Source organism: Micromonospora sp. URMC 105 (assembly GCF_051386295.1).
Classification (GTDB): Bacteria; Actinomycetota; Actinomycetes; order Mycobacteriales; family Micromonosporaceae; genus Micromonospora.
In genome coordinates this window covers 19,245-31,930 of sequence record NZ_JBPQTL010000062.1, presented here as the reverse complement: position 1 = coordinate 31,930, position 12,686 = coordinate 19,245, and the positions used below count along the sequence as shown (strand labels likewise).

The following is a 12,686-nucleotide window of genomic DNA, read 5'->3' as shown; positions in this document are numbered from 1 at the left end:
GGCGGGGGCGGCAACGAGATGCAGTCGGCGCTGGTCCGGCTGGCCGCGCGGGCGCGCTACGGGGTGGCCGAGGGTGACCGGGTCTGGACCGCCTTCCGCAGCCAGGAGAACCCGGAGACGGTGCTGACCCTGCACGACGGGCAGAGCTTCCCGTACGGCGGCGCCCCCGCCAACGCGTCCAGCGTGGTGCTTCCCGACGGCGGGTCGGCCCGGGTGGAACCCGTGGTCAGCGACGCGACCGGCACGGCCACCGGTGCCGCCGTCGGCGGACCGTCCGAGCTGGCCGCCGCGCTGTCCGGGCTGACCATCGGCCGGGCCAGCCGGGGCATGTCGAACGCGGCGGTGATCTCGGCCGAGCACTCCGCCACGGGCCACCCGATCGCCGTGTTCGGACCACAGACCGGGTACTTCTCGCCGCAGCTGCTGATGGTGCAGGAGTTGCAGGGGCCCGGGATCAGCGCCCGCGGCGCCGCCTTCGCCGGGCTCAACCTCTACGTGCTGCTCGGCCGGGGCCAGGACTACGCCTGGAGCGCCACCTCGTCGGCCCACGACATCACCGACACCTACGCCCTGCCGCTGTGCACGGTGGACGGCAGCGCACCCACCCTGGCCAGCAACCACTACCGCTACCGCGGCCGGTGCCAGCCGATGGAGGAGATCTCCCACGTCAACGCCTGGCGGCCCACCCTCGCCGACGGCACGGCGGCCGGGTCGTACCGGCTGGTCGCCCGGCGCACCGCGCTCGGCCTGGTCGCCTGGCGGGGTACCGTGGCCGGTCAGCCGCACGCCTTCACCCACCTGCGCTCCACCTACCGGCACGAGGCGGACTCGGCGATCGGCTTCCAGATGTTCAACGACCCCGCCGCGATGGGCGACGCCGCGGCGTTCCGCGAGTCGGCCGGCACCATCGGGTACGCGTTCAACTGGTTCTACGTGAACTCCACCGAGTCGGCGTACCTGAACTCGGGGCTCAACCCCGTCCGCGCGGCCGGGTCCGACCCCAACCTGCCGATGCGGGCCGATCCGGCGTACGAGTGGCGCGACTTCGACCCGACCACGAACACCGCCGCCTACCAGCCACTGGCCGAGCATCCGTACTCGGTGGACCAGGACTACTACGTGAGCTGGAACAACAAGCAGGCCAAGGACTTCGGTGCCGCCGACGGCAACTTCAGCTTCGGCCCGGTGCACCGGGTCGACCTGCTGGACCGGCCGATCCGCTCGGCGCTGGCGGCCGGGCGCACCTTCGACCGGGCGACGCTGACCTCGCTGGTCGAGCGGGCCGGGCTGACCGACCTGCGCGGCGCCGAGGTGCTCGACGAGCTGATCCGGGTACTGGAGAGCCGGCCGGTCACCGACCCCGACCTGGCCGCCGTGGTGGCCGCGCTGCGCGCCTGGCGTGCCGACGGCGCGCTGCGGGTCGAGACGGCCCGGGGCAGCAAGGTCTACCGGCACGCCGAGGCGATCCGGATCTTCGACGCCTGGTGGCCGCTGCTGGTCAACGGCCAGTTCAAGGCACCGCTCGGCGCGGAGCTCTACCAGGCGCTGGTCAACGCCATGCAGATCAACGAGTCCCCGTCCGGGCAGCAGCGCGGCGACGAGTCCACCCTGCCCACCTCGGCCAACGAGGCGCAGGGGCACAAGGGCTCGGCGTTCCAGTACGGCTGGTGGGGGTACGTGGACGCCGACCTGCGCGCGGTGCTCGGCGAGCCGGTGCCCGGCGGGTCGGACCGCCGGTACTGCGGCGGCGGCGACCTGGCCGCCTGCCGGCGGATCCTGCTCGACACGCTGCGCAGCGCCGCCGCCCAGCCGGCGACCCAGGTCTATCCCGGCGACGCGAGCTGCGCGGCGGGCGACCAGTGGTGCGCCGACGCCATCGTGCAGTCTCCGCTCGGCGGGCTGAAGCAGCCCGTCGTCGCCTGGCAGAACCGGCCGACCTACCAGCAGGTGGTGTCGTTCCCGGCCCGCCGCGGCGACGACCTGACCAACCTGGCCGCCGGCCGCCCGGTCACCGCCACCAGCAGCCAGCTCTTCCTCCCACCCGGCCGGGCCGTGGACGGCGACCCGGGCACCCGGTGGTCGAGCGGCTGGTCGGACAACCAGTCGATCACCGTCGACCTCGGGTCGGTGCGGCCGGTGGCCCGCACGGTGCTGCGCTGGGAGGCCGCGCACGCCCGGTCGTACCGGATCGACGTCTCCGCCGACGGCGCCGGCTGGCGGACGGTCTGGTCCACCACCGCCGGGGACGGCGGCACCGACAACAACCGGTTCGCCGCGACCAGCGCCCGCTACGTGCGGATGGTCGGGCTGACCCGGGCCACCTCCTACGGCTTCTCGCTCTGGGAACTGGAGGTGTACCCGCACTGAGCCGGCCGGCTCACCAGACCATCCGCAGCGCGAGCAGCACGATCAGCGCACTGGCCAGCAGCGCGGTGACCAGCCGGCCACGGTCGGAGGTGAGCAGCCGGCCGAGCAGCGAGCCGCCCCCGGCGACCAGCAGCTGCCAGCTCGCCGAGGCGGCGAACGCCCCGGCCACGAAGGCCACCTGGCCGGCGGGCGTCCAACCACCGGACGCCTGCCGGCCGATCACCAGGGCCACGAAGTAGACGATGGTCATCGGGTTGAGCAAAGTGAGCGCCAGCAGCCCGAGGAACGCCCGGCCCGGCGTGGCCAGGGCCCGCTCCGACCGCGCCGGACCGGGCGGGCGGTGGTGCCGGCGCAGCGCGCCCACGGCGAGCTGCCCGGCGAGGAGCAGCAGGATCACGACGGCCGACCAGCGCAACGGGGTCGCCACCGGGCGCACCAGCCCGGCCAGGGCCGCGCCGCCGAGCACGGCCAGCGCGGCGTAGAGACCGTCCGCCGCGGCCACCCCGAGGGCGGCGGCGGCGCCGACCCGCAACGAGGTACGGGCGGTGAGCCCGATGACCACGATGGCGATCGCCCCGACCGGCACCGCCACCCCGTAACCGGCGAGCAGGCCGGCGAGCAGCGCGTCACCCATGGCGACGGGTACCGGGTCGCGGCCGCCCCGGAGCCGACCGCTGTCGCCCGGCGGCCTTGGCCGCGGCGACAGGGACGGTGCGGGACGACATCGACTCGATCACCCGGCCATTGTCGTCGGACGCCGTCCCGCCCCGCGACCGGTTATTCCGTCGGCGCGTCCGGGCTCCGCCGACCCGCCGGCCGGCCCGGCACGGAAAAGGCCCCGACCTGGGGTCGGGGCCTTTTCCGGTGTCCAACCGGCAGGACGGATCAGACGTTGAAGCCGAGCGAGCGGAGCTGGTCGCGCCCCTCGTCGGTGATCTTGTCGGGGCCCCACGGCGGCAGCCAGACCCAGTTGATCCGGATGTCGTTGACCAGTCCCCCGCCGGGGCCGGTGGTCAGCGCCTGCCGGGCCTGGTCCTCGATCACGTCGGTGAGCGGGCAGGCCGCCGAGGTGAGCGTCATGTCCAGCGTCGCGACGTTCTCGTCGTCGACGTGCACGCCGTACACCAGGCCGAGGTCGACCACGTTGATGCCCAGCTCAGGGTCGACGACGTCCTTCATCGCCTCCTCGATGTCGGCGACGACGGCCTTGCCGCCGGCCGCCGGGGTGGCGGCGTCGCCGGCACCCGGGGTCGCGGTGCCGCCGGTCGTCACGTCGGCGCTCTGCGGCGTCGTGGCGGCGTCACCGGCCTCCGGCGTGGCCGCGGTAGCGGTGTTCTCGCTCATGCCTTCACCTCCTTCGGGCTCACGCCCACCCCCGCGCGTGCCGCGGCGTCCTTGAACGCCATCCACGGCAGCAGCGCGCACTTGACCCGGGCGGGGTAGCGGGCGACGCCCGCGAAAGCCACCCCGTCACCGAGCACGTCCTCGTCCGGGGTGACCTGGCCACGCCCGGACATCAACTCGACGAACGCCTCGTGCACGGCGAACGCCTCACCCGCACCCCGGCCGCGCAGCAGCTCGTGCAGCACGCTCGCCGACGCCTGGCTGATCGAGCAGCCCATCCCGTCGTACGAGATGTCGCCGAGCGTGTCGCCGTCGGTGGCCACCCGGACGGTGATCTCGTCACCGCAGGTCGGGTTGACGTGGTGCGCCTCGGCGACCCGGGCGTCCGGGTCGGCGTCGCGCAGGCCACGGCCGTGCGGGTGCTTGTAGTGGTCCAGGATGATCTCCTGGTAGAGCTGGTCGAGCTGCATCAGTCGAACACCTTCCGCGCCTGCTCGAGCCCCGCCACCAGGGCGTCGATCTCCTCCGTGGTGGTGTACAGGTAGAACGACGCCCGCGTCATGGCCGGCACCCGGAACCGCGTGCACACCGGCTTCGCGCAGTGGTGCCCCACCCGCACCTGCACGCCGAGCGAGTCGAGGACCTGCCCCACGTCGTGCGGGTGGATGTCACCGAGCGCGAACGAGATCGTCCCACCCCGGCCGACCGGCACCGTCGGCCCGAAGATCCGCAGCCCCGGCACGGTGGCGAGGGCGTCCAGCGCGTACGCCGTCAGCTCCTTCTCGTGCCACTGGACGGCGCGCATCCCGATGCCGGTGAGGTAGTCCACCGCCGCGCCGAGCGCGATCGCCTCGGCGATCGGCGGGGTGCCGGCCTCGAACCGGGCCGGCGGCGCGGCGAACGTCGAGCCCGCCATCGACACCGTCTCGATCATCGACCCGCCGCCGAGCACCGGAGGCATCGCGGCGAGCAGCTCGCCCCGGCCCCAGAGCACGCCGATGCCGGTCGGGCCGCACATCTTGTGGCCGGTGAAGACGATGAAGTCGGCGTCGTAGTCGACCACGTCCATCGGCATGTGCGGCACCGACTGCGAGCAGTCGAGCAGCAGCAGCGCCCCCACCTCACGCACCCGCTGGGTGATCCGGGAGGTGGCGTTGATCGTGCCGAGGATGTTGGACATGTGCACCAGCGAGACGATCTTCGTCCGCTCGGTGACCAGCTCCTCCAGCCCCGACTCGTCCAGCCGCCCGTTGTCGGTGACCGGGAACCAGCGCAGCGTCGCGCCGGTGCGCTCGCAGAGCAGCTGCCACGGGACGATGTTCGAGTGGTGCTCCATCTCGGAGATCACCACCTCGTCGCCCGGGCCGAGCCGGAACCGGGGGTCGGCGTCGGGCCGCAGCGAGGCGTTGGAGAACGCGTACGCCACGATGTTGATCGCCTCGGTGGAGTTCTTGGTGAACACCACCTCGTCCACGCTCGGCGCGTTGATGAACGCGGCGATCTTCGCCCGCGCCCCCTCGTACGCCTCGGTCGCCTCGGTGCCCAGGGTGTGCACCGAGCGCGACACGTTGGCGTTGTGCATCGCGTAGTGCTCGGCGAGCACGTCGAGCACCTGGCGCGGCTTGTGCGAGGTGTTGGCGCTGTCGAGATAGACCAGCCGGTGCCCGTTGATCTCCCGGTCCAGGATCGGGAAGTCGGCGCGCACCGCTGCCACGTCGAAGCGTGGCACGTCGTCGTACTGCGGCATCCCGGACGGGATCGCGATGGTGGTCATCTCAGCCGGCCCCTGTCGTGTCAGGCCCGCGCCGAGCCGGCCCCGGCGGCGTAGCGCTCGTAGCCCTCGGCCTCGAGCTTGTCGGCCAGCTCCGGGCCGCCCTGCTCGACGATTCGGCCGGCCACGAAGACGTGCACGAAGTCGGGCTTGATGTAGCGCAGGATGCGGGTGTAGTGGGTGATCAGCAGCACGCCGGTGTCACCGGTGTCGCGGACCCGGTTGACGCCCTCGCTGACCACGCGCAGCGCGTCCACGTCGAGGCCGGAGTCGGTCTCGTCGAGGATGGCGATCTTCGGCTTGAGCAGCTCCAGCTGCACGATCTCGTGCCGCTTCTTCTCACCGCCGGAGAAGCCCTCGTTGACGTTGCGCTGGGCGAACGCCGGATCCATCTGCAGGCGCTCCATGGCGCCGCGCAGCTCGCCGCCCCAGGTGCGCAGCTTCGGCGCCTCGCCGTCGATGGCGGTCTTGGCGGTACGCAGGAAGTTGGCCACCGAGACGCCGGGGACCTCGACCGGGTACTGCATGGCCAGGAAGAGACCGGCGCGGGCCCGCTCGTCGACGGACATGGCCAGCACGTCCTCACCGTCGAGGGTCACCGAACCGCCGGTGATCTCGTACTTGGGGTGACCGGCGATCGAGTACGCCAGGGTGGACTTGCCGGAGCCGTTCGGGCCCATGATCGCGTGGGTCTCGCCCGACTTCACGGTGAGGTCGACACCGGCCAGGATCGGCTTGAGCTCACCCTCGGGCAGCTTGACCGACACCTTCAGGTCGCGGATCTCCAGGGTGCTCATTATCGGGTCACTCCATTGCTCGGCGTCAGGCTGACGTAGATGTCGCCGTCGCGGACTTCGACGGGATAGACGGGGACGGGTTCGGTGGCGGGCAGCCCGGTGGGCTCGCCCGTCCGCAGGTCGAAACGGGATCCGTGCAGCCAGCATTCCAGCGTGCACCCCTCGACCTCACCCTCGGAGAGGGCGACCGCGGCGTGCGAGCACTCGTCGCGGACGGCGTGGAAGGTGTCGTCCTCGGCGTGCACGAGCGCGATCTGAGTGCCGTCGACGTCCGCGCTGATCGCGGTCCCCTTCGGCACGTCCTCGGTCGAGCAGATCTTGATCATCAGGCGCCCGCCTTGGCCAGCCGGGCCTCGATCGCGTCGCCGAGGCGCTCGCGCAGCTCCTCGACCGGGATCTTGTTGATCAGCTCGGCGAAGAAGCCGCGCACCACCAGGCGCCGGGCCTCGCCCTCCGGGATGCCCCGGGCCATCAGGTAGAAGAGCTGCTCGTCGTCGAAGCGGCCGGTCGCGCTCGCGTGGCCGGCGCCGGCGATCTCGCCGGTCTCGATCTCCAGGTTGGGTACGGAGTCCGCCCGCGCGCCGTCGGAGAGGAGCAGGTTCCGGTTGATCTCGTACGTGTCGGTGCCGGTCGCCTCGGCGCGGATCAGCACGTCGCCCACCCAGACGGTGTGCGCGTCGTCGCCCTGCAGCGCGCCCCGGTAGCCGACGTAGCTGCGGCAGTCCGGCACGTTGTGGTCGACCAGCTGGCGGTGCTCCAGGTGCTGGCCGCCGTCGGCGAAGTAGACGCCGTACAGCTCGGCCTCGCCGCCGCGGCCGGTGTACTCCACCGAGGTGTACTGCCGGACCAGGTCCCCGCCCAGGCTGACCTGGACGTGGGTCACCTTGGCGTCGCGGCCCAGCTTGACCTTGAGGTGCTGGGCCTGCACCGCGTCGGCGGCCCAGTCGGCGACGGTGACCAGGATCAGCTTCGCGCCCTCGGCCACCGACACCTCGACGTTGTCGGCCAGGGTGGCCGAGCCGACGTGCTCCAGCACCAGGGTGACCTCGGCGAACCGGCCGACGTCGACGAAGGTGTGCCCGAAGGCCAGCCCCTCGGCGCCGTCGCCGACCACCCGCAGGCTCACCGGCTCCGCCACCACGGCGTCCCGCGCGACCTCGACCAGCAGCGCCTGCTCGGCACCGCCGTAGGCCAGCGCGCTGACCCGGTCGACCGGGGTGAGCACACTGCCCACCCGCGGGTCGTCCTTGCCGATCCGCGCGACGGTGACGCCCACGGGCAGGTCGCCGTACTCGTGCCGGACCGTGCCGGTGGCGGCCTGTACCTCGCCCACCAGCCCGCGCAGGCGCTTGAGCGGGGTGAAGCGCCACTCCTCCTCCAGGCCGGTGAGGGCCGGGAAGTCGGCGACGTCGTACGAGCGGAGCGCCTGCGTCTTGGTGCTGGGCGGCGCGGAAGCCTGGGTAGTCATCTCTTCCTTGGTGTTTTTCGCGACGACGGTGTCAGTGGAACCGGGGGGGGGGGGGGGGGGGGGGGGGGGGGGCGTGCCGGCCCGCCGCGACGCGGCCGGGGTCAGCCGACCGCACCCTCCATCTGGAGCTCGATCAGGCGGTTGAGCTCCAGCGCGTACTCCATCGGGAGCTCCTTGGCGATCGGCTCGATGAAGCCGCGCACGATCATCGCCATCGCCTCGTCCTCGCTCAGACCGCGGCTCATCAGGTAGAAGAGCTGGTCGTCGCTGATCTTGGAGACGGTCGCCTCGTGCCCCATCGCCACGTCGTCCTCGCGGATGTCGACGTACGGGTAGGTGTCCGAGCGGGAGATGGTGTCGACCAGCAGCGCGTCGCACTTGACCGTGCTCCGGCTGTGGTGCGAGCCCTCCAGCACCTGGACCAGGCCCCGGTACGAGGTGCGGCCGCCGCCCCGGGCGATCGACTTGGACACGATGGTGGAGGAGGTGTGCGGCGCGGCGTGCACCATCTTGGCGCCGGCGTCCTGGTGCTGGCCCTCGCCGGCCATCGCCACCGAGAGCACCTCGCCCTTGGCGTGCTCGCCGGTCATGTAGACCGCCGGGTACTTCATGGTCACCTTGGAGCCGATGTTGCCGTCGACCCACTCCATGGTCGCGCCCTCGTGGCAGACGGCGCGCTTGGTGACCAGGTTGTACACGTTGTTCGACCAGTTCTGGATGGTCGTGTAGCGGCACCGGGCGTTCTTCTTGACGATGATCTCCACGACCGCGCTGTGCAGCGAGTCGGAGGAGTACAGCGGCGCGGTGCAGCCCTCGACGTAGTGCACGTACGCACCCTCGTCGACGATGATCAGCGTCCGCTCGAACTGGCCCATGTTCTCCGTGTTGATCCGGAAGTAGGCCTGCAGCGGGATCTCCACGTGCACGCCCTTCGGCACGTAGATGAACGAGCCACCGGACCAGACGGAGGTGTTCAGCGCGGCGAACTTGTTGTCGCCGACCGGGATCACCGTGCCGAAGTACTCCTTGAAGACGTCCTCGTGCTCGCGCAGCGCGGTGTCGGTGTCCAGGAAGATGACACCCTGCTCCTCGAGGTCCTCACGGATCTTGTGGTAGACCACCTCGGACTCGTACTGCGCCGCGACACCGGCGACCAGGCGCTGCTTCTCCGCCTCCGGGATGCCCAGCCGGTCGTAGGTGTTCTTGATGTCCTCGGGCAGGTCCTCCCAGCTGGTGGCCTGCTTCTCCGTGGACCGGACGAAGTACTTGATGTTGTCGAAGTCGATCCCGGTGAGGTCGGCGCCCCAGGACGGCATCGGCTTGCGGTCGAAGAGGCGCAGGCCCTTCAGGCGCAGGTCGAGCATCCAGGCCGGCTCGTTCTTCTTCGCCGAGATGTCCCGCACCACCGCCTCGTTGAGACCGCGCTGGGCGACCGACCCGGCGACGTCGGGGTCGGACCAGCCGTACTCGTAGCGACCCAGGGCGGCGAGCTGCTCTTCCTGGGTCAGGGGCTGGACGATCTGCTCGGTCATCTATCTGTCCTCACAGTGGTGACGGTGTTACCGGACTGGGCACGCGGCTGGGCCGGGATGTGCGTGGTGCACACCCCGTCGCCGTGCGCGATGGTGGCCAGGCGCTGCACGTGGGTGCCGACCAGACGGGAGATCACCGCGGTCTCGGCCTCGCACAGCTGGGGGAACTCGGCGGCCACGTGCGCCACCGGGCAGTGGTGCTGACACAGCTGGCCGCCGGAGGCGATCGTGGACGCGTTGGCAGCGTAGCCCTCGGCGGTGAGCGCGCTCGCGAGCGCCTCCGCCCGCGCGAGCGGGTCGTTCCCCGCGTCCTCCATGGCGGCCCGGCAGCGGGCCTCCAACGCGGCGACCTGGTCGGCGGCGAACGCCTCGACCGCGTCGGCACCGCCGTTGCGGGCGATCCAGCGCAGCGCGGCGGTGGCCATGTTGTCGTAGTGGTGGGTGCCGCAGCGGACCCGGGCGGCCTCGGTCAGCAGGAAGACCTTCGCCGGGCGGCCCCGCCCGCGGCTGCCGCGCACAGCCTGCTCGCGGGCGACCACGTCACCGTCGGCGAGCATCGCGTCGAGGTGCCGGCGGATCGCGGCCGGGCTGAGCCCGAGCGCCGAGCCGAGCTGGGCCGCGGTGGTCGCGCCCCGCTCCAGCAGCAGCTGGGTGACCCGGTCCCGGGTGGAAAGATCGGTGGACGCGGTCGACGCGGGAGAACCGGCGACCGCACCGGTCGCCGGCTGCTGCTCGGAGAGCGCCGCCGCGTTTTTCACAACGCCAACGTTACGTAATTCGCCGAAGGCCCGCAAACCCGGGTCCCGGTGATCCCCGACACCGGGGTGGCGGAGTCACCCGATCGGGATCCACTACGGTGCGTAGGATTCGCTCCGTGAAGCGATCCGTCCGGTTCCCGGTCTCCGCCGCTCTGCTGCGCCGCCTCGCGTACGCCTCGATCGTGGCAAACGTGGCCATCGTCGTGACCGGCGGGGCCGTCCGGCTCACCGCCTCCGGGCTCGGCTGCCCGACCTGGCCCCGTTGCACGGACGAGTCGTACACCACCACCGCCGAGATGGGCGTGCACGGGGTGATCGAGTTCGGCAACCGGCTGCTGACCTTCGCGGTGGGGATCATCGCGCTGGCCACGGTGCTGGCGGTGCTGGCGTACCGGCCGCGGCGCAAGGGGCTCCTGGGGCTGTCGGTGGCGGTGTTCCTCGGCATCCCGGCGCAGGCGGTGATCGGCGGGATCACGGTGCTGACCAACCTCAACCCGTGGGTGGTCGGGCTGCACTTCCTCGCCTCGATGGCGGTCATCGCGGCCGCGTACGCGCTCTGGCGGCGGATCAAGGACCCAGACGGCCCGGCGGTGGCCGTGGTGCCCGGCCCGCTGCGCACGCTGACGGCGCTCACCACGGCGGCCAGCGTCGCGGTGCTGGTGGTGGGCACCTGGGTCACCGGCAGCGGCCCGCACGCCGGTGACGGCGGCGCGGCCCGCAACGGCCTCGACCCGGAACAGATCTCCCAGGTGCACGCCGACGTCGTGTTCCTGCTGCTCGGGCTCTCCGTGGCGCTGGTCTTCGCGTTCCGGGCGATCGGCGCGACCGGCCCGGCCCGGGCCGCCGTGGTGCTGGTCGCGGTGGAGCTGGGTCAGGGCGTGATCGGCTTCGTGCAGTACTTCACCGACCTGCCGGCGCTGCTGGTCGGCGCGCACATGCTCGGCTCCTGCCTGGTGCTGCTCGCCACCCTCTCGGTCCTCTGGTCGACCCGCGAGCGCCGCCCGGTGGCACCGGCACCGGCCGCCGCCCCCGTCGAGGAGCCGGTCCCCGCCACCGCCTGACCCGGGCCACGCGCCCGGCCGCGCCCGACCCACGTCGCCGCCGCCGCCCCGTTTGCGGCGTGTCGGGGCATCCTCGGGGCGGGACACCCCGACACGCCGCAAACGGGGCACGCGGGCACGCGGACGGGCGCCCAGGCACACCCTTGGGCTGGACGAGCGGGCGGCGTCAGGCGTGCAGGCGGGCCAGGTGGGTGCGGATGGCGTCGGCGAGGCGGTCGGCGGCCCCGTCGGCGTAGCCGAGGAAGAGCGACGGTTCGGTCAGCTCCAGCTCCACCAGGACGGGCGCGCCGTCGGGACCGGGGATCAGGTCCACCCGGGCGTAGAGCAGACGGTCGGACCCGCCCGGCACCTGCGCCAGGACCCGTTCCGCGACGGCCAGCTCCTCCGGGCCGGCGGTGCGGGCGCTGATCTGCTCGGGCTTGTAGAGCCCCTCCACGCCCAGGTCCGGGCCGTCCAGCATCGCGCCCTTGCGGATCGCGTGGCTGAACGCCAGCCCCTGCGGACCGGCCAGGAACAGCAACGCCGTCTCGCCGGCCGTGTCCACCGCGTCGAGGTACGGCTGCACCATGGTCAGCCGGCCCGCGTCCGACAGCCGCCGCACGTGCGCGGCGGCCAGCTCGCGGTGCTCCGGGTCGGCCAGGTCGTAGCGGCCGGTGTCCTGACTGCCGGCGCTGACCGCCGGCTTGATGACGTACTCGCCGGAGTCGGCGGGCCGCCAGGTCTCCCCCGGCGCCACCCACGAGGTCGTCACCACGGGCACCCCGGCCGCCGACAGCTCGCCCAGGTAGCGCTTGTCGGTGTTCCAGCGGACCACGTCGGCGGGGTTGACCAGGGCCGGCACGGTCTGCGCCCAGGCGACGAACTCGTCGCGGCGCAGCGCGTAGTCCCAGGGCGAGCGGAGCACGACCAGGTCGTACCCGGCCCAGTCGACGCCCGGGTCGTCCCAGACGGCCGCCTCGGCGGTGACGCCGCGGGCGGCCAGCGGGGCGAGTACGAGCCGGTCGTCCGGGTCGAGGTCGGCGAGCCGGTCACAGGTAACGAGAGCGACCCGGGGTTTCCCCCGGGTCGACTGGTGGTAAGGGGTCAATTTATGTCAACGGGCCATCGTGCGCCGGGCCATCGACCGCCAGAGGTCGTTGCTCGGACGCATCTGGTCCATCAGTTCACGCTCCCAGGCGTTCTCGACGGTGACTCCCGCCTTGGCGCACGCCTGCCGCGCCACGACGGTGTCGTCGGCGAACTGGTCGGCCCACGCGCCGTCCTCGCCGACGAGGACGATCCGTGCGCCACGCTTGCCGACGTACTCGATGACCGCCTTCGCGCCACCGTGGCCGGCGGCGAACGACTTGATGCCCGAGACCAGCCCGTTGGGGGCCTGCTCGGCGGTCTGCTCAGCCGTCAGCGTCGTATCGGAACCATCTGCCATGACGGGAAGCCTAAGCAGACACCGACCCGAAGGTGCGAGAACCATGAACTATTTGTGATGCCAATTACCTACAGGTTTAAGGAGAACCACAGGTGATTCGCCCGTACTTGTCGGATAAGTAGGGGCGAATCGGGCGGCCCGGATCGCCCCATTGCGTCTGAC

13 protein-coding genes are annotated in these 12,686 nt (G+C 72.0%); 2 read left to right on the top strand and 11 right to left on the bottom strand.

Going from position 1 to position 12,686, the window contains the following annotated elements; genetic code table 11:
• Positions 1-2,367 (top strand): penicillin acylase family protein (locus ACSNN7_RS19595; protein WP_436682289.1); only part of this gene is annotated, 2,367 nt, incomplete at its 5' end.
• 10 nt (positions 2,368-2,377) lie between these two features.
• Here the strand turns inward: ACSNN7_RS19595 and ACSNN7_RS19590 are convergent.
• The 9 genes from ACSNN7_RS19590 to ACSNN7_RS19550 all read right to left on the bottom strand — a co-directional run bounded on the left by ACSNN7_RS19590 (position 2,378) and on the right by ACSNN7_RS19550 (position 10,037).
• Positions 2,378-3,001 (bottom strand): LysE family transporter, encoded by a 624-nt coding sequence (locus ACSNN7_RS19590; protein ID WP_436682288.1) that lies wholly within the window; start codon positions 2,999-3,001, stop codon positions 2,378-2,380.
• Positions 3,002-3,252: 251 nt separating this feature from the next.
• Positions 3,253-3,711, bottom strand: a complete 459-nt coding sequence (locus tag ACSNN7_RS19585; protein WP_436682287.1) for a metal-sulfur cluster assembly factor — start codon at positions 3,709-3,711, stop codon at positions 3,253-3,255.
• Positions 3,708-4,181 (bottom strand): Fe-S cluster assembly sulfur transfer protein SufU, encoded by a 474-nt coding sequence (gene sufU, locus ACSNN7_RS19580; protein WP_436682285.1) that lies wholly within the window; start codon positions 4,179-4,181, stop codon positions 3,708-3,710. Before sufU ends, ACSNN7_RS19585 begins: the two co-directional genes overlap by 4 nt.
• On the bottom strand, positions 4,181-5,485 hold the full coding sequence (locus tag ACSNN7_RS19575) for a cysteine desulfurase (RefSeq protein ID WP_436682284.1): 1,305 nt from the start codon (positions 5,483-5,485) through the stop codon (positions 4,181-4,183). The genes sufU and ACSNN7_RS19575 overlap by 1 nt, the downstream gene beginning before the upstream one ends.
• A 20-nt stretch (positions 5,486-5,505) precedes the next feature.
• Positions 5,506-6,279, bottom strand: a complete 774-nt coding sequence (gene sufC / locus ACSNN7_RS19570) for a Fe-S cluster assembly ATPase SufC (protein WP_436682283.1) — start codon at positions 6,277-6,279, stop codon at positions 5,506-5,508.
• On the bottom strand, positions 6,279-6,605 hold the full coding sequence (locus ACSNN7_RS19565; RefSeq protein WP_334457324.1) for a non-heme iron oxygenase ferredoxin subunit: 327 nt from the start codon (positions 6,603-6,605) through the stop codon (positions 6,279-6,281). The genes sufC and ACSNN7_RS19565 overlap by 1 nt, the downstream gene beginning before the upstream one ends.
• Complete coding sequence (gene sufD / locus ACSNN7_RS19560) at positions 6,605-7,747, bottom strand: Fe-S cluster assembly protein SufD (protein WP_436682282.1); 1,143 nt, start codon at positions 7,745-7,747, stop codon at positions 6,605-6,607. The genes ACSNN7_RS19565 and sufD overlap by 1 nt, the downstream gene beginning before the upstream one ends.
• A 101-nt stretch (positions 7,748-7,848) precedes the next feature.
• Positions 7,849-9,279: a Fe-S cluster assembly protein SufB gene (gene sufB, locus ACSNN7_RS19555; RefSeq protein WP_436682281.1), complete on the bottom strand. Its 1,431-nt coding sequence runs from the start codon at positions 9,277-9,279 to the stop codon at positions 7,849-7,851.
• A complete protein-coding gene (locus tag ACSNN7_RS19550; protein WP_436682279.1) occupies positions 9,276-10,037 on the bottom strand; it encodes a helix-turn-helix transcriptional regulator in 762 nt (253 codons plus the stop codon). Before ACSNN7_RS19550 ends, sufB begins: the two co-directional genes overlap by 4 nt.
• A 98-nt stretch (positions 10,038-10,135) precedes the next feature.
• Between ACSNN7_RS19550 and ACSNN7_RS19545 the strand changes: the two genes are divergently transcribed.
• Complete coding sequence (locus tag ACSNN7_RS19545; RefSeq protein WP_436682278.1) at positions 10,136-11,098, top strand: COX15/CtaA family protein; 963 nt, start codon at positions 10,136-10,138, stop codon at positions 11,096-11,098.
• 166 nt (positions 11,099-11,264) lie between these two features.
• On the opposite strand, the gene ACSNN7_RS19540 is transcribed toward ACSNN7_RS19545, so the two are convergent.
• Together ACSNN7_RS19540 and ACSNN7_RS19535 are read right to left on the bottom strand one after the other, a co-directional pair.
• Positions 11,265-12,185, bottom strand: a complete 921-nt coding sequence (locus ACSNN7_RS19540; RefSeq protein ID WP_436682277.1) for an ATP-grasp domain-containing protein — start codon at positions 12,183-12,185, stop codon at positions 11,265-11,267.
• Between the two features lie 6 nt (positions 12,186-12,191).
• Complete coding sequence (locus tag ACSNN7_RS19535; RefSeq protein WP_088975121.1) at positions 12,192-12,524, bottom strand: hypothetical protein; 333 nt, start codon at positions 12,522-12,524, stop codon at positions 12,192-12,194.
• Positions 12,525-12,686 lie beyond the last annotated feature (162 nt).